At 67.2% G+C, this 25,371-nt stretch carries 28 protein-coding genes and 1 tRNA gene; 26 read left to right on the top strand and 3 right to left on the bottom strand.

The genetic code is table 11. The features are described from left to right. Window positions 1-129: 129 nt before the first annotated feature. The gene (locus tag NQ204_RS08490; protein WP_256643569.1) at window positions 130-702 is read right to left on the bottom strand and encodes a Maf family nucleotide pyrophosphatase; all 573 of its coding nucleotides are present in this window, start codon (window positions 700-702) and stop codon (window positions 130-132) included. Between the two features lie 114 nt (window positions 703-816). Here NQ204_RS08490 and NQ204_RS08485 point away from each other — a divergent pair, with 114 nt between their 5' ends. The 14 genes from NQ204_RS08485 (at window position 817) to NQ204_RS08420 (ending at window position 12,140) form a co-directional block, all read left to right on the top strand. Then, complete coding sequence (locus NQ204_RS08485) at window positions 817-1,326, top strand: YceD family protein (protein WP_164073650.1); 510 nt, start codon at window positions 817-819, stop codon at window positions 1,324-1,326. Window positions 1,327-1,442: 116 nt separating this feature from the next. Next, window positions 1,443-1,637 (top strand): 50S ribosomal protein L32, encoded by a 195-nt coding sequence (gene rpmF, locus NQ204_RS08480; RefSeq protein WP_004154640.1) that lies wholly within the window; start codon window positions 1,443-1,445, stop codon window positions 1,635-1,637. A 90-nt stretch (window positions 1,638-1,727) separates the two neighbouring features. Further along, complete coding sequence (locus NQ204_RS08475; protein ID WP_108767982.1) at window positions 1,728-2,708, top strand: beta-ketoacyl-ACP synthase III; 981 nt, start codon at window positions 1,728-1,730, stop codon at window positions 2,706-2,708. Window positions 2,709-2,781: 73 nt separating this feature from the next. Next, window positions 2,782-3,564, top strand: a complete 783-nt coding sequence (locus NQ204_RS08470; protein ID WP_256643568.1) for a BUD32 family EKC/KEOPS complex subunit — start codon at window positions 2,782-2,784, stop codon at window positions 3,562-3,564. Between the two features lie 170 nt (window positions 3,565-3,734). After that, a complete protein-coding gene (fabD, locus tag NQ204_RS08465; RefSeq protein WP_256643567.1) occupies window positions 3,735-4,679 on the top strand; it encodes an ACP S-malonyltransferase in 945 nt (314 codons plus the stop codon). 81 nt (window positions 4,680-4,760) lie between these two features. Beyond that, entirely contained in the window at window positions 4,761-5,504 is a 744-nt protein-coding gene (gene fabG / locus NQ204_RS08460; protein ID WP_079220844.1) for a 3-oxoacyl-ACP reductase FabG, read from the top strand. Between the two features lie 153 nt (window positions 5,505-5,657). Further along, complete coding sequence (acpP, locus tag NQ204_RS08455; RefSeq protein ID WP_005415509.1) at window positions 5,658-5,897, top strand: acyl carrier protein; 240 nt, start codon at window positions 5,658-5,660, stop codon at window positions 5,895-5,897. Between the two features lie 141 nt (window positions 5,898-6,038). Next, complete coding sequence (fabF, locus tag NQ204_RS08450; protein WP_116864245.1) at window positions 6,039-7,301, top strand: beta-ketoacyl-ACP synthase II; 1,263 nt, start codon at window positions 6,039-6,041, stop codon at window positions 7,299-7,301. Window positions 7,302-7,403: 102 nt separating this feature from the next. Continuing rightward, window positions 7,404-8,768, top strand: coding sequence for an aminodeoxychorismate synthase component I (locus tag NQ204_RS08445; RefSeq protein ID WP_256643566.1), 1,365 nt, complete (start codon window positions 7,404-7,406; stop codon window positions 8,766-8,768). Window positions 8,769-8,872: 104 nt separating this feature from the next. Further along, entirely contained in the window at window positions 8,873-9,934 is a 1,062-nt protein-coding gene (gene mltG, locus NQ204_RS08440; protein ID WP_256643565.1) for an endolytic transglycosylase MltG, read from the top strand. Further along, window positions 9,931-10,596 carry a dTMP kinase gene (gene tmk / locus NQ204_RS08435; protein ID WP_116864242.1) on the top strand — a complete coding sequence of 222 codons (666 nt, stop codon included), beginning with the start codon at window positions 9,931-9,933 and terminating at the stop codon, window positions 10,594-10,596. The genes mltG and tmk overlap by 4 nt, the downstream gene beginning before the upstream one ends. Next, a complete protein-coding gene (locus NQ204_RS08430; protein ID WP_256643564.1) occupies window positions 10,593-11,546 on the top strand; it encodes a DNA polymerase III subunit delta' in 954 nt (317 codons plus the stop codon). Before tmk ends, NQ204_RS08430 begins: the two co-directional genes overlap by 4 nt. Continuing rightward, window positions 11,543-11,896, top strand: coding sequence for a PilZ domain-containing protein (locus NQ204_RS08425; protein WP_079220849.1), 354 nt, complete (start codon window positions 11,543-11,545; stop codon window positions 11,894-11,896). Before NQ204_RS08430 ends, NQ204_RS08425 begins: the two co-directional genes overlap by 4 nt. 169 nt (window positions 11,897-12,065) lie before the next feature. Next, window positions 12,066-12,140, top strand: a tRNA-Val gene (locus NQ204_RS08420). A gap of 82 nt (window positions 12,141-12,222) precedes the next feature. Here NQ204_RS08420 and NQ204_RS08415 read toward each other — a convergent pair. Next, window positions 12,223-12,528 carry a hypothetical protein gene (locus tag NQ204_RS08415; protein ID WP_256643563.1) on the bottom strand — a complete coding sequence of 102 codons (306 nt, stop codon included), beginning with the start codon at window positions 12,526-12,528 and terminating at the stop codon, window positions 12,223-12,225. A gap of 618 nt (window positions 12,529-13,146) precedes the next feature. Between NQ204_RS08415 and NQ204_RS08410 the strand changes: the two genes are divergently transcribed. The 10 genes from NQ204_RS08410 to NQ204_RS08365 all read left to right on the top strand — a co-directional run bounded on the left by NQ204_RS08410 (window position 13,147) and on the right by NQ204_RS08365 (window position 21,778). After that, window positions 13,147-13,362, top strand: coding sequence for a tautomerase family protein (locus NQ204_RS08410; RefSeq protein ID WP_256643562.1), 216 nt, complete (start codon window positions 13,147-13,149; stop codon window positions 13,360-13,362). Continuing rightward, the gene (locus NQ204_RS19625) at window positions 13,344-13,526 is read left to right on the top strand and encodes a tautomerase family protein (RefSeq protein ID WP_343238472.1); all 183 of its coding nucleotides are present in this window, start codon (window positions 13,344-13,346) and stop codon (window positions 13,524-13,526) included. The genes NQ204_RS08410 and NQ204_RS19625 overlap by 19 nt, the downstream gene beginning before the upstream one ends. A gap of 128 nt (window positions 13,527-13,654) precedes the next feature. Further along, the gene (locus NQ204_RS08400) at window positions 13,655-14,095 is read left to right on the top strand and encodes a DUF2946 family protein (RefSeq protein ID WP_256643599.1); all 441 of its coding nucleotides are present in this window, start codon (window positions 13,655-13,657) and stop codon (window positions 14,093-14,095) included. Between the two features lie 176 nt (window positions 14,096-14,271). Further along, complete coding sequence (locus NQ204_RS08395) at window positions 14,272-16,407, top strand: TonB-dependent receptor (RefSeq protein WP_256643561.1); 2,136 nt, start codon at window positions 14,272-14,274, stop codon at window positions 16,405-16,407. A gap of 11 nt (window positions 16,408-16,418) precedes the next feature. Next, window positions 16,419-17,924: a PepSY domain-containing protein gene (locus NQ204_RS08390; RefSeq protein ID WP_116864231.1), complete on the top strand. Its 1,506-nt coding sequence runs from the start codon at window positions 16,419-16,421 to the stop codon at window positions 17,922-17,924. A gap of 119 nt (window positions 17,925-18,043) precedes the next feature. After that, window positions 18,044-18,691, top strand: a complete 648-nt coding sequence (gene smqnr / locus NQ204_RS08385) for a SmQnr family pentapeptide repeat protein (RefSeq protein ID WP_116864250.1) — start codon at window positions 18,044-18,046, stop codon at window positions 18,689-18,691. 353 nt (window positions 18,692-19,044) lie between these two features. Further along, a complete protein-coding gene (locus tag NQ204_RS08380; protein ID WP_116864768.1) occupies window positions 19,045-19,923 on the top strand; it encodes an SDR family NAD(P)-dependent oxidoreductase in 879 nt (292 codons plus the stop codon). Window positions 19,924-19,960: 37 nt separating this feature from the next. Continuing rightward, window positions 19,961-20,848, top strand: a complete 888-nt coding sequence (locus NQ204_RS08375; protein WP_116864769.1) for a LysR family transcriptional regulator — start codon at window positions 19,961-19,963, stop codon at window positions 20,846-20,848. Window positions 20,849-21,380: 532 nt separating this feature from the next. Beyond that, window positions 21,381-21,506: a hypothetical protein gene (locus NQ204_RS08370; RefSeq protein WP_256643560.1), complete on the top strand. Its 126-nt coding sequence runs from the start codon at window positions 21,381-21,383 to the stop codon at window positions 21,504-21,506. A gap of 98 nt (window positions 21,507-21,604) precedes the next feature. Continuing rightward, complete coding sequence (locus NQ204_RS08365; protein ID WP_164073627.1) at window positions 21,605-21,778, top strand: hypothetical protein; 174 nt, start codon at window positions 21,605-21,607, stop codon at window positions 21,776-21,778. On the opposite strand, the gene NQ204_RS08360 is transcribed toward NQ204_RS08365, so the two are convergent. Then, entirely contained in the window at window positions 21,775-22,179 is a 405-nt protein-coding gene (locus NQ204_RS08360) for a GFA family protein (RefSeq protein ID WP_116864770.1), read from the bottom strand. The two genes, NQ204_RS08365 and NQ204_RS08360, sit on opposite strands and share 4 nt — an antisense overlap. A 172-nt stretch (window positions 22,180-22,351) precedes the next feature. On the opposite strand from NQ204_RS08360, the gene NQ204_RS08355 reads away from it, so the two are divergent. Together NQ204_RS08355 and NQ204_RS08350 are read left to right on the top strand one after the other, a co-directional pair. Next, window positions 22,352-23,329: an Lnb N-terminal periplasmic domain-containing protein gene (locus NQ204_RS08355; RefSeq protein ID WP_256643559.1), complete on the top strand. Its 978-nt coding sequence runs from the start codon at window positions 22,352-22,354 to the stop codon at window positions 23,327-23,329. After that, window positions 23,326-25,347: an esterase/lipase family protein gene (locus NQ204_RS08350; RefSeq protein WP_256643558.1), complete on the top strand. Its 2,022-nt coding sequence runs from the start codon at window positions 23,326-23,328 to the stop codon at window positions 25,345-25,347. Before NQ204_RS08355 ends, NQ204_RS08350 begins: the two co-directional genes overlap by 4 nt. The last annotated feature ends 24 nt before the right edge of the window (window positions 25,348-25,371 follow it).

Raw genomic sequence — 25,371 nt, 5'->3', positions numbered from 1 at the left:
CGAGCCTATGCTCGGCTGGCTGTGAGAGGCAGCCGAGCATAGGCCCGGCTCCACAGAGCAGAAACAGTCGAGCATGGCTCGACTCTACAAAACAGCAGAAGCAGCCGAGCATGGGCTCGGCTCTTCAAATTACGGCACAGCGAAGCCGGCCCGGCGCATCAGCCCGCACAGCGCGATCAGCGGCAGCCCGACCAGGGCAGTGGGGTCGCGGTTGTCGATGGCCTCGAACAGGCTGATGCCCAGACCCTCGCACTTGAAGCTGCCGGCGCAGTCCAGCGGCTGCTCGGCGGCCACGTAGCGGGCGATCTCCCGCGCCTGCAGCGGGCGGACGCGCACCTCGGTCAGGTCCATGGACGCGAACGATTCTCCATCGCGCGTGAGACTGATGGCGGTGTGGAAGCGCACCGTCTGCCCGGCCATTGCCGCCAGCTGGGCGCAGGCGGCCTCGGCCGTGCCCGGCTTGCCCAGCGGCTGGCCGTTCAGGTCCGCCACTTGGTCCGAGCCGATCACCCAGACGCCGGGGTGGCGCGCGGCGACCTCGGCGGCCTTGGCAGCCGCCAGCCTCCCGGCCAGGGCCAGCGGGGCTTCGCCCGCCTGCGGGGTCTCGTCCACCGCCGGGCTTGCGCAGTCGAAGGGCAGGCCGAGGCGCTGCAGCAGCTCGCGCCGGTAGCGGGAGGTGGAGGCCAGGAGCAGGGCAGGCATGCGACAATTCCGGGGCAGGGTGCGGAAGTCTGGCCCGGCGCCGAGGCTGCCAGCAAGCCCCTGTATGGCGGGCATTTGACAGCGACGGTCCCGATCCTTAGTATTCAGCGGCTTATGTCCGCGAACGTGCCCGAAACGCTGGATGCTTGGCGGATGGTCGTAGCGCGAAGGCGCTTCGACGGCCAGGTCTCTTTGGCTGATTTGACTCGCCTGCAAGGGTTGGTCGCCGATACCGACGGTGAGTGTAATTACTCGCTTGAATTCGGTCGCGACGACGTCTTGCGGGTATCCTATGTGGAACTGACCATCGATACCGCGTTGCCGCTGACCTGTCAGCGCAGCATGCAGCGATTCCTGTTGCCGGTGAAGATGACCCAGAGGCTTGGCCTGATCCGCGACGAGGACGAGGAATCGTCCCTGCCCGAGGAGTACGAGGCGTTGCTGGTGCCGGAAGATGGGCAGCTGCGTCCGCTGGACCTGGTCGAGGATGAATTGGTGCTGGCGGTACCCGTGGTACCGCTGTCGCCGGACGGTGAGGCAGTCAACAAGGACTGGGCACCGACCGAAGAAGAAACGAAGCAGGCCAACCCGTTTGCGGCGTTGGCGGCACTGAAGAAAGAGTAAAAGCATTAGCAGCCGGATTGTCGTCGGCGGCTGCGGCGAAAGCGAAAGTGTGCTGGGCGCTGGCGTCCTGCGCGACGATACGACGAAGCAAATCGAACCGAGTTTGGAGCAATCCCATGGCTGTCCAGAAATCCCGTGTCACCCCGTCCCGCCGCGGTATGCGCCGTGCGCATGACGCCCTGAGCGCCAAGCAGCTGTCGACCGACCCGACCACCGGCGAAGTGCACCTGCGTCACCACATCACTGCTGACGGTTTCTACCGCGGCAAGAAGGTCATCCAGACCAAGACCTCGGCCGTCGAAGAAGATTGATGTGCCGAAAGGCCGCTGCCCCAGGGCAGCGGCCTTTGCCTTCTTCCCCGGGCATGCCGGTGATCGGCAGCCTGCGCAACAGGAAACATGATGAGCAAGCGGATCTACTCGAGGATCGCGGGCACCGGTAGCTATTTGCCGGAAAAAGTCCTGACCAACGCCGACCTGGAAAAAATGGTCGAAACCTCGGACGAGTGGATCCAGTCGCGCACCGGTATTCGTGAACGGCACATCGCGGCCGAAGGCGAAACCACCAGCGACCTCGGCTACCACGCCGCGGTGCGTGCGCTTGAAGCGGCCGGTATCGACGCTTCCCAGCTCGACATGATCGTGGTCGGTACGACCACCCCTGACCTTATTTTCCCTTCCACCGCGTGCCTGATCCAGGCCAAGCTCGGTGCGTCGGGCTGCCCCGCCTTCGACGTCAACGCGGCCTGCTCGGGCTTCGTGTTCGCGCTCAGCGTGGCCGACAAGTTCATCCGTTCCGGTGATGCCCGCTACGTTCTGGTCATCGGCGCCGAAACGCTGACCCGCATCGTCGACTGGGAAGACCGCACCACCTGCGTGCTGTTCGGCGACGGTGCCGGCGCGGTCGTGCTCAAGGCCGACGAAGAAACCGGCATCCTCAGCACCCACCTGCATTCCGATGGCAGCAAGAAAGAGCTGCTGTGGAACCCGGTCGGCGTGTCGGTCGGTTTCAAGGATGGCAGCGGCAACGGCGGCGGTACCATCAACATGAAGGGCAACGACGTGTTCAAGTACGCCGTCAAGGCGCTGGACTCGGTCGTAGACGAAACCCTGGAGGCCAACGGCCTGGGCAAGTCCGACCTGGATTGGCTGATCCCGCACCAGGCCAACCTGCGCATCATCGAAGCCACCGCCAAGCGGCTGGACATGTCGATGGACCAGGTCGTGGTCACCGTCGACCGCCACGGCAACACCTCCTCCGGCTCAGTGCCGCTGGCGCTGGACGCCGCAGTGCGTTCGGGCAAGGTCGAGCGTGGCCAGCTGCTGCTGCTGGAAGCCTTCGGTGGCGGCTTCACGTGGGGTTCGGCCCTGCTGCGATATTGATAGCGTAGTTACGACAACGTGAAGTCTGTCGTTACGGCCCCTCTGGGGCCGTAACGCGTCCAGGAGATCCGTCATGGTTGAGCCCATCGTCATCGAAGGGCAGCGCGCCTGGCTGAAGCAGTACGGCAAGGGAGGCCGCGCATTCGCCCTGGGCCTGCTCAATTTCATCGCCCGCCGCTTCCACCTCGATGCCCTGCGCCCGCCGCCGCACCGCGGAGGCGATGCCGCGCGCGAGACCGAAGCGCGTCGCCTGGGCGAGCTGCATGCGCAGGGCGTGAACGTGCCCGAAGTGATCGGCAGCGGCCATGCCGCGCTGGTGATCGGCGACAACGGCGGTTCCTTCAATACCTGTCTGCGCGAAGCCGATGACGCCGGTCGTGACCGGCTGGTGGCCGCCGCGATGAAGGCCCTTGCCGAAGCCCATGCCCGTGGCGCCTATTTCGGCCAGCCGGTGCCGCGCAACCTCACCTGGGACGGCCAGAACGTGGGCTTCATCGATTTCGAGGAAGACCCGCTGGAAGTGATGAACCTGGCCGAGGCGCAGGCGCGGGACTGGCTGATGTTCGGTTACGGCGTGGCCAAGTACTACGCCGACCGCCCACAGCACCTGCAGGCGATGATGGCCGAGGCCATGGATGGCGTGCAGGCGCCGGTGCGCGCGCACGTGCATTCGGTCAGCGGCCGGCTGCAGGGCCTGGCCCGCGTCTGCATGAAGCTGGGCCGCTCGGCGCGCGCGCTGGCGCAATCGATCTTCATCACCCATGGCGCCACCACGCTGGGCCTGATCATGGTGGTGGGGCTGTGCGTCGACTGGTTCGCCGATGGCGAGCTCGACATCCTGCAGCTGTTCTGCTGATCGCGGTCCGCCGGGCATGGCCCGGCGCTACCGGACCCGTTCGCCGGGCAGGGGGCAAAGGAATCCGACCCCTTCGTGGGTCCATACGCCCTGCATACGCGCACGTACAGACGACACGAGGGATTCGCCCTTATCATGGCCCGCTTCGATTGCAACAAGCGGATGACCGCGTGACCGTATCCACCCTCGCATTTGTCTTCCCCGGTCAGGGCTCGCAGTCCGTGGGCATGCTGGCCGAGCTGGCCGAGCTGCACCCGCAGGTGCGTGAAGCCTTCACCGAAGCATCCGATGGTGCCGGCGTCGACCTGTGGGCGCTGTCCCAGGGTGGCCCGGAGGAAATGCTCAACCGTACCGAATACACCCAGCCGGCCCTGCTCGCGGCGAGCATCGGCGCGTGGCGCGCTTGGAACGCCGTCGGCGGTCCGCGCCCGTCGGTGCTGGCCGGCCACAGCCTGGGCGAATACACCGCCCTGGTCGCTGCTGGCGCGCTGAGCCTGCATGACGGTGCGCACCTGGTGCGCCTGCGCGGCCAGCTGATGCAGGACGCCGCGCCGGCCGGCGTCGGTGCCATGGCCGCCGTGCTCGGTGCTGAAGACCAGCTGGTGCTGGACGTCTGCGCCGAGGCCGCTGGCAGCCAGGTCGTGGTGCCGGCCAACTTCAACTCGCCGGGCCAGATCGTCATCGGTGGCGACGCCGCTGCGGTCGACCGCGCGCTGGCGCTGCTGGCCGAGAAGGGCGTGCGCAAGGCCGTGAAGCTGGCCGTCAGCGTGCCCTCGCACACCCCGCTGATGCGCGAAGCCGCCAACCGCCTGGCTGAAGTGATGGCCGGCCTTTCCTGGCAGGCGCCGCAGCTGCCGGTGGTGCAGAACGTCGATGCCAAGGTGCACGACGGTGTCGACGCCATCCGTGCCGCCCTGGTGCAGCAGCTGTACCAGCCGGTGCAGTGGACCGGTTGCGTGCAGGCCCTGGCCGCCCGTGGCATCACCCAGATCGCCGAGTGCGGTCCGGGCAAGGTGCTCACCGGCCTGGTCAAGCGCATCGACAAGACCATCGACGGCCGTTCCCTTGCGACCCCGGGCGACTTCGAAGGCGCCCGCGAGGCGTGGTCGGCCTGATCCCCCTGTTCCTGCCGACCGTGCCGGTGGCCGCTGCAAGCGGCACGGGCGCGGTCGCTGCCCACGTCTGAGGACAACATCATGAGCAAGCCCCTGCAGGGTGAAATCGCACTGGTCACTGGCGCCAGCCGTGGCATTGGTGCCGCCATCGCCGATCTGCTGGCCGCCCAGGGCGCCACCGTCATCGGCACCGCCACCACCGAATCCGGCGCTGCCGCGATCGGCGAACGCCTGGCGGCCCACGGCGGCCACGGCCGCGCGCTGAACGTCACCGACGCCGCCGCGCTGGACAGCGTGCTGGACGGCATCGCCAAGGAATTCGGCGCGATCTCGATCCTGGTCAACAACGCCGGCATCACCCGCGACAACCTGCTGATGCGCATGAAGGAAGACGATTGGGCGTCGATCATCGACACCAACCTGACCAGCGTGTTCCGCACCAGCAAGGCCGTCATGCGCGGCATGATGAAGGCGCGCAAGGGCCGCATCATCAACATCGCATCGGTGGTGGGCGTGACCGGCAACGCCGGCCAGGCCAACTACGCCGCTGCCAAGGCCGGCATCATCGGTTTCAGCAAGTCGCTGGCCAAGGAAATCGGCTCGCGCGGCGTCACCGTCAATGTCGTGGCCCCCGGCTTCATCGATACCGACATGACCAAGGCGCTGCCGGAAGAAGCCCGCACCGCCCTGATCAACGACATCGCCCTCGAACGCCTCGGTTCGCCGGAAGACATCGCCCATGCGGTGGCCTTCCTGGCCAGCCCGGCGGCCGGCTACATCACCGGCGAAACCCTCCATGTGAACGGCGGCATGTACATGCCGTAAGCAAGGGGCGCATGGATTGCGCCGCAAGTGGTTGATCTGCTGGGTTTTTTGCATGCATGCAAGGCCCCGCCGGTTTCCACTACACTATCCCACGGCCATCGCCATCCGATGGCGATCACTTTTGAACCACTACTCCATCTGGAGCGATACCCCATGAGCACCATCGAAGAACGCGTCAAGAAAATCGTCGTCGAACAGCTTGGCGTCAAGGAAGAAGAAGTCACCAACAGCGCATCGTTCGTCGATGACCTGGGCGCTGACTCGCTGGACACCGTTGAGCTGGTGATGGCCCTGGAAGAAGAGTTCGAGTGCGAGATCCCGGACGAAGAAGCCGAGAAGATCAGCACCGTGCAGGCCGCCATCGACTACATCAAGGCCCACGTCAAGGCCTGATGTCAGACGGCAGTGCGCGCGCGGGTTCCGCTCGCCGCGCACCGCACCCCATGGGGCCGCAGTTGCGGCCCCGTGTGTTTGGGCATCACATCGAAGCAAACCGAGTTGCCCGTTGACATCATCGGGTCAGGAGAATCAGCAATGAAGCGTCGCGTCGTCGTAACCGGCCTGGGTATCGTCTCGCCGTTGGGCAATGATCTGGCCAGCAGCTGGGAAGGCATCACCCATGGTCGTTCGGGCATCGGTCCGCTGACCAACGTTTCTGATGCCTACCTGGATCGGTTCACCACCAAGATTGCAGGTGAGGTCAAAGGCTTTGACATCACCGCCGACAACGAACTGTTCGGCAAGTACCGGGTCAGCGGCAAGGATGCCAAGAAGATGGACCCGTTCATCCATTACGGCCTCGGTGCCTCCTTCATGGCCCTGCACGATGCGGGCCTGGAGATCACCGAAGCCAATGCCGAGCGCATCGGCGCGATCGTCGGCGCCGGCATCGGCGGCCTGCTGGGTATCGAAGAGCAGACCATCGATTTCCATGAGGGCAAGAAGATCTCGCCCTTCTACGTGCCCAAGACCATCATCAACATGCTGCCGGGCCAGCTGAGCATCATTACCGGCCTGAAGGGTCCGTCGTTCTCGGCGGTCTCGGCGTGCGCGACCTCGAACCATTCGATCGGTACCGCGATGCGCATGATCCAGTACGGCGATGCCGACGTGATGGTGGCCGGTGGCGCCGAGCGCGGTTCCTCGCCGACCGCCCTGGGAGGCTTCTGCGCGATGAAGGCCATGAGCACCCGCAACGATGCCCCGGAACAGGCCTCGCGCCCGTGGGACAAGGACCGCGACGGCTTCGTGCTGGGTGACGGTGCCGGCATCCTGGTGCTGGAAGAGTACGAGCACGCCAAGGCACGCGGCGCCAAGATCTACTGCGAACTGGCTGGCTTCGGCGCCAGCTCCGACGCGTACCACATGACCGCGCCGAGCGAGAACGGCGAAGGCGCTGCCCGCTGCATGGCCATGGCCATGCGCGATGCCGGCGTGAGCCCGGACCAGGTCGGTTACCTCAACGCACACGGCACCTCCACACCGCTGGGCGACCTGGGCGAAACCATGGCGATGAAGGCCGCCTTCGGCGACCACGCCTACAAGATGATGGTCAGCTCCACCAAGTCGATGACCGGCCACCTGCTGGGTGCCGCCGGCGGCGTGGAAGCGATTTTCTCGGTGATGGCGCTGCAGGACAACGTCATTCCGCCGACCATCAACCTGGAACAGCCGGGCGAAGGCTGCGACCTGGATTACGTGCCCAACGAAGCACGCCAGGCCAAGGTCGACGTGGTGATGTCCAACGGCTTCGGCTTCGGTGGCACCAACGGCACGCTGATCTTCAAGCGCGTCTGACCGAGGTTGTAGAGTCGAGCCATGCTCGACTGAACGTGCCTCACGCACGAGGGAGCCGCCGCAAGGCGGCTTCCGTGCATCTGAACCCCCGAACTGGCCGCCATGACCCACGCCCCGCTGATCCACCCGCTGCCGCACCCGATCGACCTGCTGGCCCTGCAGCAGCACGACCCGGCGCGCTTCCCGCTGCTGATGGAATCCACCGCCTCGGGCACCGCCCAGGGCCGCTGGAGCCTGCTGCTGGCCGCGCAGGGCGACTGCCTGCGGCTGGACGCCGACGGCCAGGTGCGCGACCAGCACGATGCCGTGCAGCCGGGCAGCTTTCTGCAGGTGCTCGACCGCGCCTGGCAGGCCGCGCGCCTGCCGCATGACGGCAGCCACAGCCTGCCGTTCCGCGGCGGCTGGGCGCTGATGCTCGACTACGAAGTGGCCAGCCAGATCGAAACCGTGCTGCCGGCGCGTGCGCGCGATGACGGCCGCCCGCCCGCGCTGGCCCTGCGCTGCCCGGCCGCGCTGCTGCACGACCATGAGAACGACGCCAGCTTCGTCATCGCCGAAGCCGGCGAACAGGCCCTGCTGGACGCGCTGGTGGCGCAGGCCTCGGCCGCGCTGCCCGAAGCAGGGCAGGGCTGGCAGCCGCCGCAGTCGGTGGGCGAGGACGCACCGCAGCGCTTCACCGACGGCGTGCGCCGGGTGATCGAGTACCTGCGTGCCGGCGACGTGTTCCAGGTGAACCTGTCGCGGCGCTGGAGCGCGCAATTCGCCGCGCCGGTCAGCCCGCAGGCGCTGTATGCGCAGCTGCGTCGTGCCAATCCGGCACCGTTCGCCGGCCTGTTCAGCGCGCACGGCCGCCATGTGGTCAGTTCCTCGCCGGAACGGCTGGTGTCGGTGCATGCCGGCCACGCGCAGACCCGGCCGATTGCCGGCACCCGCCCGCGCTTTGAAGGCGACGACGATGCCGCGCGCATCCAGGAACTGGTCGGCCACCCCAAGGAACGCGCCGAGCACGTGATGCTGATCGACCTGGAGCGCAACGACCTGGGCCGCATCTGCCTGCCCGGCACCGTGGTCGTCGATGAACTGATGACCGTGGAAAGCTATGCCCACGTGCACCACATCGTCAGCAATGTCAGCGGCCACCTGCGCCCCGAAGTCACCCCGGGCGAGGTGATCGCCGCGACCTTCCCCGGCGGCACCATCACCGGCTGCCCCAAGGTGCGCTGCATGCAGATCATCAGCGAGCTGGAACAGGTGCCGCGCGGCGCCTACACCGGTGCCTTCGGCTGGCTGAACCGCGATGGCGACCTGGACCTGAACATCCTCATCCGCACCGCCGAGGTGGACGGGCACGAAGTCAGCTTCCGTACCGGCGCCGGCATCGTGGTCGACTCGGACCCGGACAAGGAACTGGACGAGACCCGCGCCAAGGCCCGCGGCCTGCTGCGGGCGCTGGGCCAGCAGGGGTAACCGGATCCCCGTTGGGCGAAGCGGGGTCGGGGGCCACCCCGGTCATGACCCCGCACCACCCGGCACGGTATCCTGCACGGCGGAATCGCATTCAGAGGTAGTCCATGGCGGGAGCCAAGCGCGGGTGTCTGTTCGTGGTCACGCTGGTGGTGGTGCTGGGCGCCGTCCTCGCCGGCGCGGGCGCGTGGTTCTTCTACCAGCAGGGCCAGTTCGCAGACCGCCACATCACCCCGTCCGCCGAGAGCGTGGTCATCGCCAGCGGCGATGGCATGAACAGCGTGCTGCGCAAGCTGCGCGAGGCCGGCGTGGACGAAGGCCAGGACACCCAGTGGCAGCTGCTGGCCCGCCAGCTCGATGCCGCCGGCAAGCTGAAGGTGGGCGAGTACGCGCTGGACAACAGCCTGACCCCGCGCGAGCTGCTGCTGCGCATGCGTGCCGGCAAGGTGCTGCAGCACCGCGTCACCATTGTCGAAGGCTGGAACATCCGCCAGGTACGTGCCGCGCTGAAGCGCGCCGAGCCGCTGCTGCACACCACCGACACCCTGGACGACGCCGCGCTGATGCAGCGCCTGGGCTTCGGCGGCCAGCATCCGGAAGGCCGCTTCCTGCCGGAGACCTACGTCTACCAGCGCGGCGACAGTGACATGGACGTGCTCAAGCGCGCCCATGCCGCGATGGAAAAAGCGCTGGACGAGGCCTGGGAAAGCCGCGCCGCCGATCTGCCGATCAACAGCCCGTATGAACTGCTGACCATCGCCTCGATCATCGAAAAGGAAACCGCGCTGGCCAGCGAGCGCCCGCAGATTGCCGGGGTGTTCATGCGCCGCCTGAAGATCGGCATGCGCCTGCAGACCGATCCCACCGTCATCTACGGCATCGGCACGGCCTACGACGGCAACATCCGCCGCCGCGACCTGACCACCGATACGCCGTACAACACGTACACCCGTGCGGGCCTGACCCCGACCCCGATCGCCATGCCCAGCCGCGATGCGCTGATGGCCGCCGCACAGCCGGCCGCCGGCGATGCGCTGTACTTCGTCGCCGTGGGCGATGGCAGTGGCGCGCACGTGTTCTCGCCCAGCCTGGACCAGCACAACGCCGCCGTAGCCCGCTACCTGCAGCAGCTGCGCCAGCAACGTACCAAGGAGACCCCGGCGCAATGAGTTCCGCGCTGCTTCGCCATCCGCGTTTCGTCAGCCTGGAAGGCGGCGAGGGCGCGGGCAAGACCACCGCCATCAACGCCATCCGCGATTGCCTGCGCAGCCACGGCCACGAGGTCGTGCTGACCCGCGAGCCGGGCGGTACGCCGCTGGCCGAGCGCATCCGCGGCCTGGTGCTGAAGCCCGACGCGGAGATCGCCGCCGAACCGCTCAGCGCCGAAGCCGAGCTGCTGCTGGTGTTCGCCGCACGCGCCCAGCACGTGCGCCAGGTCATCCAGCCGGCACTGCAGCGCGGCGCCTATGTCCTGAGCGATCGCTTCACCGATTCAAGCTACGCCTACCAGGGCGGTGGCCGTGGCCTCGACCCGCAGTGGATTGCCGACCTGGAGCGCCGCGCGGTCGGCCTGCTGCCGGGCCTGACCCTGCTGCTGGATGTGGACGTGGCCGTGGGCCGCGCCCGCGCCAATGGCCGTGACCTGTGGCCGGACCGTATTGAGAGCGAGCAGGACGATTTCTTCCAGCGCGTGCGCGAAGTCTTCCGCAGCCGCACCCGGCAGGATCCGCAGCGCTTTGCCCTGATCGATGCCGGCCAGGTGCAGGAGCGCGTGGCCGCCGATGTGGTGGCCAGCGTCGAGCGCTGGCTGCAGGCCGGGGAGGGCGCATGAGCTTTTCGCCCTGGCAGCAGCGCGCCTTCGACCAGACCGTCGCCGCACTGGATGCCGACCGGCTGGGCCATGGCCTGCTGATCTGTGGCCCGGCCGGGCTGGGCAAGCGGGAGGTGGCCCTGGCGCTGGCCGACCACGTGCTGGCACGCGGGGATGCCACGCATGCCACCCGCACCCGGCAGCTGATTGCCGCCGGCACGCATCCCGACCTGCAGCTGATCAGCTTCATTCCCAACAAGAGCGGCGACAAGCTGCGCACCGAGATCGTGATCGAGCAGGTGCGCGAGATCAGCAACAAGCTGGCGCTGACCCCGCAGTACGGCGTGGCGCAGGTGGTGATCGTCGACCCGGCCGATGCCATCAACCGTTCGGCCGCCAATGCGCTGCTGAAGACCCTGGAAGAACCGCAACCCGGGCGTTACCTGTGGTTGATCAGCAGCGACCCGGCGCGCCTGCCGCAGACCGTGCGCAGCCGCTGCCAGCGCCTGGAATTCAAGCTGCCGCCGCGCGAGGAAGCGCTGGCCTGGCTGCAGCAGCAGGGCCACAGCGAAGCGGCCGCGCGCGAGGCACTGGATGCAGCACGCGGCCATCCCGGGCAGGCCGACAACTGGCTGCGCGAAGATGGCCTGAGCCTGCGTCGCGAGGTCGGCCGCGAGCTGGAACAGCTGGCCGCCGGCAAGACCGGCGCAGTGGAGCTGGCGCAGAAGTGGTGCGCCGATGACAACGCGGCGCTGCGCCTGCGCTTCGCCGCCGACCTGGCGCTGGCCCAGGCCAGCACTGATGCCTTGACCACGCCGGAGCGATTGCACAAGCTTGCAGCCTGGTTCGATGCGGCCAACCGCACCCGCGACCTGCTGCGCACCACCGTGCGCGCAGACCTTGCGGTGGTCGAGTTGCTGCTGGCCTGGAACAAGGTGAACGAGCGGCCTGCCGCAAGGGGAAATCGATGAGTGCCAGCAACGCCCGCCAGGGCATCCTGTCCCTGGCTGTAAAGGATAAAGCCGCGCTGTACAGCGCGTACATGCCGTTCGTGAAGAATGGCGGCATCTTCGTACCCACGCCCAAGCGCTACTTTCTGGGCGACGAAGTGTTCCTGCTGCTGACCCTGCCCGATTCCAGCGAGCGCCTGCCGGTGGCCGGCAAGGTGATCTGGGTGACCCCCGCCGGCGCACAGGGCAACCGCGTGGCCGGCATCGGCGTGCAGCTGGCCGACGGCCAGGAAGGCGAGAACGTGCGCCACAAGATCGAGACCCTGCTGGCCGGCCTGACCAGCTCGGACAAGCCGACGCACACGATGTGAGGTAGCGCCGGGCCATGCCCGGCGGCGCCTTCGAGACACCCGTGAACCGCTGTTCTGTAGAGTCGAGCCATGCTCGGCTGCAGGCCTCGAAAAGGCCCGTGAACACAAATGTGAAAAACTGTTGACGGCCTCTGAAAAGCCCTTATAATGAGCGGCTCAGCAACACACCGGGCGGTTAGCTCAGCGGTAGAGCATTGCCTTCACACGGCAAGGGTCACAGGTTCGATCCCTGTACCGCCCACCATGTTGCAGAACGAAAGAAGCCTCCAGCAATGGGGGCTTTTTTGTTGCCCGCAATTCCGTACAGATGCCGTGTTGGCGCATCGTCATGCGAGCCCCGCCAGACAGCGGTTTGCCTCACGCACCAGTTGTCGCGCGGCCACGATCAAACCATCGATGTGGAAGCTGCCCAGCTGACCTTCGGGCACGCCTTCGACACGCGCGCGATCGGCGGCCTGCAGCAGATCCAGCAGCGCGGTGAGCCCCGCCAACGAGCGACTGAGTGATGCGTGATTGCCGGCGCCGAGCCTGCGGGCGTGACATGGCTGACCATCTGCACCATCACCTTGGCGGATGACATCGAGACAGGCGAAGAACGTAGGTGTCTGCACGAGCAGATTCTGTTCTTTCAAGGCGCACTCGATCTCACGCGCGAGGTCTTCGGGCACGTCGTTGGCGAGGTCGCCGATGAGTGCGTGCAGGCGTGGGTGGATGCGGTTCGATGGGTCATGGCGAAACCCTCACTGGCGTAGAGCCACCTTCCGTAATGAAGGTGGCGGACGGTGCGGGTTGGCGTACCTAGGCAAACGAACTCCCAACGAGAAGAAGGCCTGGCGGATCTGTCGATCCCCACGCACCGGCCGCCATTGAAGGCAATCGGTGCATTCTCTCTGCTGCGGCGTAAACCGTAGCGATTGGGAGTTCATTCGTTTATTCGAGACGCCAATCCCGACCAAGGCAACCTGCCTCGGCGAGGCGATCATCGATTCGCACAAACACGGAAGTCAGTGAGGAAAGTTGCAACAACGCCAGCCGCCACGGTGTACCAGCACCCATGGCGTAGCCAGCCGAGTTACCTGAATCAAGGCGTGCCGTTACACCGCCCCGGCAGGTGGCAATCACGTCACCCGGCGCAGCCCCGGGCGAACGTGCCATGGATGAAAGCAGACGTTCCATCCATGCGCTGTGTCGCCGACCCCGGCAGGCGTAGTCTCGGCCCACGTTGTCCCCTCTGGCTCTGAAGTCCCACCATGACGCTCGCCCGTATCGATCTTCGCAAAGGTAAATCCGCCGATTATCTGCAGCGCGTGGGGGAGGTCATCTATCAGGCCCTGCGCGGGGTGGGTGTTCCGGAAAACGATCGCTTCCAGGTATTCCAGGAACACGAGGCGGATACCCTCGTCTTCGACCCGGGCTACCTCGGCGTGGCCCGCACCGATGACTTCATCTGCGTGCAGATCACCTGAGCGAGGGGCGCACGCAGGCGCAGAAGAAAACGCTCTACCTGTGCATTGCCAATGGCCTGCATGAGGCGGTGGGCATCCGCCGCGAGGACGTGTTCATCAATCTGGTGGAAGTGAAGCCGGAGAATTGGTCGTTCGGGAATGGTGTGGCGCAGTACGTGAGTTGATGGCCTGCGTCACCGTGTCGCAGGGGCAAAACCCTGAACGTGGTCCAGGGTTGGCCGCTGCGCCGTAGAATGGGCGGGTGCGTCGCCCCCGATTCCACCGCCGGTTCCAGACCCTGGCATGGCTTGCCATGCTGCTGGTGCTGCTTGCCCCGCTGGTAAGCCGTTGGATGGCCCATGGGCCGGCGCACGCTGCCGTGCCGATGATGGCGGGCATGGATCATGGTGCGGTGGATCATGGCGCCATGGACCACAGCGCGCATGCCGAACGCGCGCTGCACGCGATGGAAGGTCACCACGACCACCACGCGATGGCGATGGCGATGGCGATGGCGCACGACGAGACCACCGCCAAACCGGCGATCGATCCACACGCCGAGCATGAAATGGGCGTGGACTGCGAGTACTGCCTGATCGCGGCACGCCTGATCACCCTGCTGGTGGCGGCGTTCCTGCTGCTGGTGCCTTTGGCGCCGGTGTGTCGAGCGTTGGCAGGATCTGTCAGAGCGCTGCCCTCGCGGCTGCGCGGAACCCTGGGCGCGCGTGGCCCGCCGCAGGAGTTCGCTGGCTGAGCCGCGCACGCGAAAGCCGCCGGGCATGGCCCGGCGCTACCGATTCTCTTGAAGCTGCTGGGCATCGCCCGGCGTTGTCGAGCTGATTGAAGCCGCCGGGTATGGCCCGGTGCATCCGCGTGCGACTTTCTTTCTGCTGCCCCCGTTGAAGGGGCGGCATTGCATGCCGTGGAAACATGAAAACGAACCCGAACGTCGTTGCCCTGCGCTGGGCGACGCTGCCGGCGCTGTGCGCCTGCGCCCTGTACACCGCACCGGCCCGCGCCGATGCCGCTGACCCCACCACCCTGGACACCGTGCGCGTGGTCGATACCCGCCATGGCGCACTGTCTGCCGTGCCCAGCGCGGGCTCGGCCGTTGGCCTGAGCGTGCTGCAGACGCCGGCCGCGCTCACCGTCATCGACCGCGACCAGCTGGAACAACGCGGCGACAGCAACCTCAACGATGCGATCAGCCGCGCGGGTGCGATCAGTGCGATGCCGCATCCCGGCAATGGCCTCAGTGCGCTGTCCAGCCGCGGCTTCACCGATGGCGCGTCGGTGATGCGCCTGTACGACGGCCTGCGCCAGTACGGCGGGGTGGGCGTCACCTTCCCGTTCGATACCTGGTCCATCGAGCGCATCGAAGTGCTGCGCGGCCCGGCCTCGGTCATCCATGGCGACGGTGCCATCGGCGGTGTCATCAACATCGTGCCGAAGAAGCCGTCGCGCGGTGCCATCGAGAACGAGATCAGCGTGACCGTGGGCAGCGAGGACACCGCGCGCCTGGGCTTCGGCAGCGGCGGTGCACTGACGCCGGGGCTGGCCTACCGGGTTGATGTGCGCGGCAATTACAGCGGTGGCTGGGTCGACCGTGGCCGCAACAACGATGCGACGTTCTCCGGCGCACTGCTGTGGCAGCCGCGCACGGACCTGCAGCTGACCCTGACCCATGCGCAGGGCTACCAGCAGCCGATGCGCTACTTCGGCACGCCGCTGGTGGATGGCCGTCAGCTGGATGCGCTGCGCCATCGCAACTACAACGTGGCCGACAGCGAGATCCGCTTCCGCGACCGCTGGACCCAGCTGGATGCGCTGTGGACGCCGACCGCGAACGTCGAATGGCGCACGCGCCTCTACCAGATCGACAGCCAGCGCGACTGGCGCAATGCCGAGGCCTACGTCTACAACGATGCCACGGGTCTGATTGATCGCTCGGACAACACGCAGATCACCCACAACCAGGACCAGACCGGGCTGACCTCGACGCTGCGCGTGCAGGGGCAGGTGGGCGGGCTGGCCAACAGCTTCGCGGTGGGCCTGGATGCCAACCGCGCGCACTTCAAGCACACCAACAACACCTACGCAGGCAGCTCCGGGCCGGTCGATCCGTTCCATCCGGTACCGGGCGAGTTCGCCAGCGATGCACCGAACCTGCCGCGCTACCGCAACAGTGCCGAGCAGTACGCGCTGTTTGCCGAAGACCACCTGACGCTGAGCGAGCGCTGGTCGGTGCTGGGCGGGCTGCGTCATGACCGCGCGACCATCGACCGCACCGATCTCATCAGCGGCGCGGCAGCGTTCTCGAAGACCTACAGCAGCACCGGCTGGCGCACGGGCACGGTGTTCGCGCTGCGGCCGACCTTGAGCCTGTACGCGCAGTATTCGCACGCAGCCGACCCGGTCAGTGGCCTGCTGATGATCAGCCCGGCCAACGGTGCGTTCGACCTGGCCAAGGGCCGCCAGTTCGAGGTGGGCTTGAAGCAGGCCTTCGATGGCGGCGAGTGGACGCTGGCGGCGTACGGCATCCGCAAGACCGGCCTGCTCAGCCGTGACCCGCTGCAGCCCGATCGCCGCGTGCAGGCGGGCGCGCAGACCTCGCGTGGCATCGAGGCATCGTTGAACTGGGCGTTCGCACCGCACTGGTCGCTGGATGCGAATGCCACGGTGCTGAAGGCCAAATTCGAGGACTTCCTGGAAACCACCGGCTCGGCGGCGGCGGTGGTCTCGCGCGATGGCAACGTGCCGCCGAACGTGGCCGAGCGGATGGCGAACGTGTGGCTGAGCTGGCAGTTCCTGCCGGACTGGACCGTGGCCGGTGGCGCGCGCTATGTCGGCAAGCGTTACGCGGACAACGCCAACACCCTGGAACTGCCGGGCTACAGCACCACCGATCTGGCCCTGACCTGGCAGGCGGCACCGCGCACGCGGGTAAGCGCGCGACTGTTCAACGTGTTCGACAAGGCGTATTACGCGACGGCGTACTACACCAGCACGCAGTGGCTGCTGGGCGCGGACCGCCGCGTCGAGTTCACCCTCGACCATCGCTTCTGAGGGCGTCGCTGATGTCGCTGCGATCCACTGCCAAGCGCTGGACCTACCTGCTGCACCGATGGCTGGGCATCGGTGGCTGCCTGCTGATGCTGCTGTGGTTCGTCAGCGGCATGGTGATGCTGTTCATCGGTTACCCCAAGTTGACGCCGGGCGAACGGCTGGCGGCGTTGCCGGTGCTTGATGTTGCACGCGTGCTCCAGGGTCTGCGGGTGCTGCCCGACGCCGTGCAGGCCGAACCGGAAAGCGTGGCGATGACCACGCTGCGCGGTGAACCGGCCTACGTGGTGCGCAGCGGTGCCAACGTCGGCGCGTGGTCGGCAGCTACGGGCCACGCGCTGCTGCCGGTGTCTGCCCAGCGCGCCGAGCTGTCGGCCGCGGTGTTTGCTGGTGGACAGGCGTTCCCGGGTGCGGTGCGCGTGGACGAGGATCGCTGGACGCATTCGCGTGGGCTGGACGCGCAACGGCCGCTGTACAAGGTGGAAGTGGGCGGCCGCCAGCCAGGCAGTCTGTACGTTTCCTCGCGCACCGGCGAAGTGGTTCTGGATGCGCCGTACCACCAGCAGCGCTGGAACTACGTCGGTGCGTGGCTGCACTGGCTGTACTTCCTGCGCATGCAATCGGTGGACCCGGTGTGGACGTGGATGGTGATCGTGCTGTCCGCGCTGTGCACAGTGGCGGCCATCAGTGGCATCGTGGTGGGCGTGTGGCGCTGGCGTTTTCGTGGCAGCTACCGCTCGGGTGCGAAGACGCCCTACGTGGAGCCATGGATGCGCTGGCATCATCTGGTCGGCCTGATGGCGTGCGCCTTCGTGTTCACCTGGATCTTCAGCGGACTGATGTCGATGAACCCGCTGCAGGTGTTCAGCACCACGGCAGGTGCAGTGGATGCGGCGCGCTATCGCGGCGGGGCTGTGTCGCTGGATACCGCCGTCGCGCAGCCGCAGGCCTTGCTCGCGGCAGCGTCGAGGGAAGGCTTCGCGCCGGTGGAAATCCAGTGGCGGCGCATCGGTGGCGAACTGTTCGCGGTGCTGCTGGACGGGCAGGGCGGTACCCGCATCGTTTCGCAGTCAGAGGGGCAGTTGCAGGTCGCCCAGACCCTGCCGACCGCGTGGCTGCAGCAGCACGCGCAGGCGATGGGTTCGGCATCACTACGTGGGTTCTCGATCCTGCGCACGCCCGATGCGTATTTCTACCCTCGCGCCCCCGAGGCGATGAACGGTGCGGCCGTGCGGCGCTTTCCGGTGGCGGTGGCCGATTTCGGCGATGCGCACGCCACGCGCGTCTACTTCGATCTGGCCACCGGCGATCCGCTGCTGACCCTGGGCCATCGCGAGCGGGTCGGCCGCTGGCTGTTCTACTTCCTGCACAGCTGGGACCTGCCGGGCATGCTGCGGCAGGAGAACACGCGGCTGGGCGTGCTGCTGCTGTTGAGCGTGGTGGGTGCGGGCCTGTGCGCCACCGGTGCGGTGATCGGCTACCGTCGCCTGCGGATGAAGTTCCGGCGCCGTCGGCACTGACGTCGGCCGCGCTTTGTGCACAGCACGGCTGGACTGCCGGTGAACCCCGCGGCACGCCCGCTTACGGTAGACCACGTTTGCCCGGCATCATGTCGGGCAACCGTGACATGGAAATCCAGATGTCCCCCAGCATCCACCGCGCGCTGCGCATTACCGGCGACCAGTACGCCGGCCAGAAAGTGGTCGACCAGCAGTTCCACGAATGTGACTTCTCAGGTGCCGACCTGACCGCCACCGAGTTCGTGAACTGCAGCTTCTACGATGCCGAAAGCCGCACCGGCTGCCGCTTCAATGGCGCCACGCTGAAGGAGGCCAGCTTCCGTGGCTGCGACATCAGCATGTGCCATTTCAACTTCATCAAGGCGCTGGGCCTGGAAATCAGCGAATGTCGCGCGCAGGGCGCAGATTTCAGCAACGCCAGCTTCATGAACCAGATCACCACGCGCACCTGGTTCTGCAGTGCCTTCTTCAAGAAATCGAACCTGCGCTACGCCAACTTCTCGCGGGTGACGCTGGAAAAGTGCGAGCTGTGGGAGAACCGCTGGGACGGCGCCAACCTCAGCGGTGCCAGCTTCGCCGGTTCGGATCTGTCGGCCGGCCAGTTCGAGGGCATCGACTGGAGCAGTGCCAACTTCACCGACTGCGACCTGACCGGTTCGGAGCTTGGCGACCTGGACCTGCGTGTGGTCAACCTGCGTGGTGCACGCCTGGACGTGCAGCAGACGGCGCTGTTGATGCAGCGCATCGGCATCACCGTGGTGCCGTGACTTGATTGCGCCGTAGAGTCGAGCTTGCTCGACTGCTCCTGCCATCAGTCGAGCAAGCTCGACTCTATGAAAGTCCCCTCGCCACCACCGTGCCTTCGGGCACCAGCCAAGCGCGGGTGGATGGCCTGTATGCCGGCGGGAGATCCCGTCGGTCAGCGCGCAATGCATCCGGTGCGCGGCCAGTTGGCCGCCGCCGGAACGCGTGGCCAGCTTCAGGTCCAGCAGTGCTTGGATCGAAAGATGTCTCCTGGCCGTCCGCGATGCCAGCGTCCATGGTCGATACGCAGCGCATATCGTGCGCGGGGGAAATCGGTATTGGCCGTAGCGTGGGCGCATCGCCCATGCTGCGGCGGATGAAACCTTCCCCCATTTCCTTTGCAGCCCAGGTCGGCCTGGTGACCGGCGCGGCCGGCGGTCTCGGTCTGGCCTACAGCCGCTTGATGGCCCAGCGCGGCGCGCACGTGGTGATGCATGACGTGGGTGCCGGCCTGGACGGTCGCGGCAGCGACGCCCGCCGCATCGGCGACGCGGTGGCCGCACTGCAGGCGCAGGGCCTGTCGGTAGAGGCGGCGTCGGGTGCGATCAACGAGCGTGCGTGCTGCCACGCACTGGTCCGCGACGTGCTGCAGCGGCACGGTCGCATCGATTTCATCGTGCACAACGCCGGCTGGGTGGCATACGAACTGCTCGAGGCGGTGGATGACGATGCGCTGGAGCAGATGCTGCGGGTGGCAGCCAAGACGCCGCTGTGGCTGGCCCAGGCCGCCTGGCCGGCGATGCGCGAGGCCGGTGGTGGCCGCATCGTGGTGACCACCTCCGACCGCGCGCTGTATCCGCAGTACGCGCAGAAGGGCCTGGCCGGTTACGCGATGGCGAAGATGGCCGCGTTGGGGCTGGCCAATGTGCTGGCGCTGGAGGGCGCCGAGCACGGTATCGTGGTCAATGCGGTTTCGCCGGTGGCCAAGACCCGCATGTGGGGCATCGAAGGCGAGCCTGACGAGCTGCACCCGGACGCGGTGGCCAACGGCGTGGCCTTCCTCGCATCGACGCGCTGTCGCGAAGGCGGCTGGGTGCTGCGTGCGAGCAATGGGCAGTTCCACGCGTTGCGCCTGCAGGAAGCCGAACACGTGGGCTACCCGCGCGACCTGCGTGCGGTCGTCGCGGACAGCATCGAATCGGTGGCCCTGCAGTGGCCGGTGATCGCCCGGCCCAGTGTCGACGCACGCGGCTGAGCGCGTACCCTAGGCAGCCCCCGCTGCCCGTGCCGACATGATCGATCTGCGCCTGCTCCGCCAGTTCGTGGCGGTGGCCGAAGAACTGCATTTCCATCGCGCCGCCGCGCGCCTGCACATGTCGCAGCCACCGCTGACGGCGGCGATGCGACGGCTGGAAGATGAGGTCGGTACCCGCCTGATCGTGCGCGGCAACCGCACGCTGGGGCTGACCGCCGCCGGGCAGACCCTGCTGGTGGAAGCGCGTGCCACGCTGCAGCAGGCCGGGCACGCCCTGCAGCGAACCCGCGAAGCGGCCGCCGGACAGATCGGCAGCCTGCGCGTGGGGTATGTGGGCAGCGCCCTGTACGGTCGCCTGCCGGATCTGATCCGCAGGTTCCGCCAGGCATTCCCGCAGGTGCAGCTGCACCTGCATGAGGCCACCTCGCGCCAGCAGCAGCAATGGCTGCGCGAGGAGCGCATCGACCTCGGCGTGCTGATCCCGCCCATTCCATCGACTGAGCTGGCGTTGCAGGCATTCGACCACGATCGCCTGGCCATTGCGTTGCCGCGCAGCCACACTTCGGCCGCATGTGAGCCGCTCAGCGTGGCGATGCTGGTGGACGAACCCTTCATATCCTGGCCGGCAGGCGAGGGCATCGGCTTCCATGCGCAGGTGCTGGGCCTGTGTACCTCGGCCGGATTCACCCCGCGCGTGGTGCAGGAAGCGCAGGGCATGCACGCGGTGCTGTCGCTGGTGGCGGTGGACGCCGGCGTGGCGATCGTGCCGGCCAGCATGGCCAGCTTCCGTCCGCAGGAAGTGGTGTACCGCGTGATCGATGGCACCGAAGCCGGTTTCGAACTGCAGTTCTGCACGCGGCCAGGCGTGGCGGGGCCGGTGCTGCAGCACTTTCTGGCGATGGCTGCCGAGCCGGATGTGTCGTGATCGACATCTTGGCGTGTGTTCGCCGGCCACGCAGCACCTGATACGCGGGCTGCAGCACGCTGCTGCGCCGCCGTGCGGGCACCCCAGGGCAAGGGTTTCAGGGCGCCACGTTGGCGATCCGTAGATTTCTGATCGGTGCCTGCGGGTAAGCCCTACAGCCAGCGTCGGTGCAGGCAGTCAGCATCTCTTCGCCGGCTGTCATGGCTGGCTGGGATTGGCGTCCCACAAACAACTCTGGCGCGTGTCCGGAAAGATGTCCAAGAGGGCGTTTCCCGGATGACGCGGCCCGCTGGTCCGTGGTGGGTGATGCGTGGGGATCACCGCGATCCGCCGGTCCGCTCCAGAGTTGCCGGTACGCCAACCCGCATCGCCCGCCGCCCATCCACGCCATTGTGTGGGTGTGAGTGCGGCAGCCCTGCGCAGGCAGGGCGCTCCTCAACTTGGGGGGTGGCGGCGGGCGGTGCATTTATCGCGGGTGTGGCGGCTGGCGCTGGCCTAAGGCAGCAGGTCGCGCGTCATGCGGAAAACATCGGTGACCGCGTACAGGCCGGAGTGCCGCGCAAGATGCGTGCTGTCCGGGCCCTGCGCGCTGCTGCTGCAGCAGCTGCTGCTGGGGCGCAACGCCACGTCGCATGAAGGCGTGGTCGATTCGGCGTAAGCCGCGCGCAATGTCATCGCCGTGTAGGCAAGGACTCACGCGGCCTATGCCGCCGCACGCCTAGAGTCGGTCATCCCCGTCCCCCACGGAGACCTGCCATGTGGCTGCTTGATCATCTCTGGCCCAGCCGCCGTCCGTTGCCGCCGCCGATGGCCCTCGAACCGCCGTTGCCACCGCGCAGGCCGTGGCTGAAGCGCCCCGCACGGGCCGGGCGCAGCGGCATGGCACCGTGGCAGAAGGTTGCTCCGGCCACGCGCCGCACGCGCCACTAGGCCATGCGGTCGGCGGGGTGGTTGACCCCGTCATTGACCGGGATGATGCCCAGCGCGAAGGGATCGATGCCTTCCAGGCAGGCGACGTTGTAGCCGTACTGGTCCGGGTTGGAGCGGCGCCGGTGATGGGTGTAGATGCCGCAGACGCCGCAGAAGTAGTGTTCCGCCACATGGGTGTTGAACTGGTACAGGCGCAGCTGGTCTTGGCCGCGCAGCACCTGCAGCCCTTCGCGGGTGACGCTGGCGGCGATGGCACCGCGGCGCCGGCACATCGAGCAGTCGCAGCGGCGCGGGTCGACGATGCCGTCGGGCAGGTCCAGCAGCAGCTCGACCGCGCCGCAATGGCAGCTGGCGCGGTGCCGGGGCTGCACGGCCACGCCGGCTACGGAGGTGATTCCCATCGTTGTTCCCCGCTGTGGTGACCCGGCCAGTATGCGCTGACAGGCCGGCCCGCGCCCATTGCTGAATGGGTCGGTGATGCCAGCGTCAGCCGGCTTGTGGCTAACTATGCCGCCCCCCGTACGCGACAGGATGCCCGTGAGAGCCGCAGGACGTTGGATGACAGGATGTGCCATGGCGCTGCTGGCGCTGTGGGTGGCCGGTTTGTTCGCCTACCAGCTGCCCGGGCCGGGCTGGCTGTCGGCGGGCGTGGCCGTGCTCTGGCTGCTGGCCGCGCTGTGGACGGCGTTGACGGTGGCGCGCGGGAAACGCACGAAGCGCTGGACCGGCTTCTACGTGGCGTCGGTGGCGCTGGCGGGCCTGTGGTGGCTGCTGCTGACCCCGCGCCAGGATCGCGACTGGGCTGACGACGTGGCCCAGCGCCTGCACGTTGAATCCTTCGATGGGCGCCACGTGGTGCTGGACAACGTGCGTGACTTCACCTGGCGCACGGAGACCGACCATGACGCGCGCTGGGTGCGCCGCGAATACGACCTGGACCAGCTGCGTTCGGCCGATCTGGTGCTGTCGTACTGGATGGGCCCGGCCATCGCCCACACCCTGGTCTCGTTCGGTTTCGACGATGGCCGCCACCTGGTGTTCTCGCTGGAAATCCGCAAGGAGCAGGGCGAATCGTTCTCGGCGCTGGGTGGTTTCTTCCGTCGCTTCGAGATGACCCTGGTCGCCTCGGAAGAGACCGATATCCTGCGCACGCGTACCAACGCGCGCGGCGAGGACGTCTACCTGTACCGCCTGCATGGGCTGGATCGCGGTCAGCTGAAGGCGCTGTTCGCTGCCTATCTCGATGAGGCGAAGCAGCTGGATGCCGCACCGGCCTTCTACAACACGGCTACCAGCAACTGCACTACGATCGTCTTCGACCTGGCCCGGCATATCGCCCCTGGCCTGCCTCTGGACTATCGCCTGCTGCTGTCCGGTTACCTGGCCGAGTACGCACAGGAGGTTGGGGCGCTGGTGCCCGGCGTGCCGTATGCCGAGCTGCACGTCAAGGGCCGCATCACCCAGCGCGCGCTGCACATGGCAGCGGGCGAAAATTATTCCACCGTGATCCGCCGCGGCATTCCCGGCACCGAGCAGGACCCGCAGCAATGATCCTCGATTTCCCGATCCGCTGGCAGCGCGTGCTGCCGGCGCTGCTGGCTGCGTTCGTCCTGCTGGGGGGCAGCGGCTGCGCCATGGTCACCGTCAAGCAGGTGGCGTCCAGCGATTCGCTGGTGAACAAGCGCGCCGACGTGCTCAACACCGGCAAGCTCAGCCCGGCCTCGCGCGAGACACTCAGTGCCGCCGGCCTGGACGAATCGCAGTGCGAGAAGGACTTCCTGGTCTGCCGCAGCACGCTGCTGATGACCGATGACCTGAATGTCGAGCAGCGGCTGTCGACCCTGTCCGAACTGTGGGTGAAGGCCGCGCTGGCGCTGACCCCGAAGAAGCACGCCGCCGGCGAGCCGCCGATGAGCGATGCCGCACTCGATGCGTGGCTGGAGGCCGCGCGGTACGGCTATGCCTACCTGTTCTTCAGCGGTCGCTCGCCCTCGGACCGTGCGTTCGAGGACCGGCAGACGCAGGTGCGCGATTACTACAACTACGCGGCGGAAAAGGCGGCCGTGGTGCTGTTCGCGCGTGCACGTGCGGCGGCGCTGGCCGGCGAGGATTACACCCGGCCGATGTCCGCCGGCAGCTGGACGCTTGCCGCCAACTACCAGCAGTTGGCGCTGAAGAGCATTCCCTCCCAGCTGGTGCCGGCCGGTTCGGTCAGCTTCGTCGGCCTGCGCAGCATCTACCGCCGCGATGGCTTCGGTGCCGAGCTGGTGATGGTGATGGACCCGCCGAAGCTGGTGGTGCCGGTGGTGGCTGCCGACGGCCCCAAGGCCGAGACCCCGCCGGACGAAGATGACGGCGCGCGCGGTCGCCGCCATCGGCATGACGACAGCGTGCCCGAGTTCAGCGAGATGTCCTCGGTCAACGTGACTGCGCTGCTGCGCTTCGAGGGCGAGAGCCTGGACGATGTGATGCGCACGCGGCGGGTCGAGCTGGATGCGTATTCGCCGGAAGCGACCGAGCGCATCACCCTGCATGGCGAACAGGTGCCGCTGGCCGGCAACTTCACCGCGGCCTACGGCCTGTGGTTGGCGCAGAGCGGCTTCGCCACGCAGTCGCTGCGCACGCTGTTTGGCCTGAGCGAGGGCATCGGCGAGCCGCACATCTACCTGATGCAGCCGTGGGATCCGAACCGCCGCATCATCTTCATGCTGCACGGCCTGGCCAGCAGCCCGGAAGCCTGGGTGAACCTGGCCAACGAGATCATGGGCGACCCGGAGCTGCGCCGGCAGTTCCAGGTGTGGCAGGTCTACTACCCGACCAACGCGCCCATCGCGCTGAACCGCTACGAGATCGCCAACGCCTTCAACGACACGTTGCAACACTTCGACCCCAGCGGGAACACGCGTGCATCGAAGGACATGGTCTACATCGGCCACAGCATGGGTGGCGTGCTGGCGCGGCTGCTGGTCAGCGATTCCGGTGATGTGCTGTGGAACGACCTGCTGGCCAACTACGATCTGAAGGGCGAGCGGCTGAAGCGCGTGCAGGGAAAGCTGGGGCCGCTGCTGCACTTCAAGGCGCAGCCGAACGTGGAGCGCGCGATCTTCATCGCGGCCCCGCACCAGGGCACCGACATCGCCGGCAACAAGGTCGGCCGCCTGATCGGCCGGCTGGTGCGCCTGCCGCTGACCATCCTGGGCAAGTTCGAGGATGTGTTCCTGGCGCTGGCCCAGGCCGAGCAGCAGGTGGATGGCACCGCCAAGCCGAAGATCCCCAACAGCATCGACAACCTCAAAGCCAGCGACCCGTTCGTGAAGGCCGCCGCGCAGCTGCCGATCGAGCCGGGGCTGAAGTACCACTCGATCATCGCCCAGCGCAAACCGGAACTGCCGCCGGAGAAATCCGACGATGGGCTGGTGCCGTACTGGAGCGCGCACCTGCCTGGCGCGCAGTCGGAGAAGGTGATCATCTCCGGGCACAGCGTGCAGGAAAGCCCGCAGGCGGTGCTGGAAGTGCGGCGCATCCTGCACCGTGACATCGACGAGGTGGGGACCGATATCCGGCCGTGACACGCTGGGGTCGGAGCAGACCCC

Source organism: Stenotrophomonas testudinis (assembly GCF_024499815.1).
Taxonomy (GTDB): Bacteria; Pseudomonadota; Gammaproteobacteria; order Xanthomonadales; family Xanthomonadaceae; genus Stenotrophomonas.
This window is presented reverse-complemented; position numbering and strand designations above follow the sequence as displayed.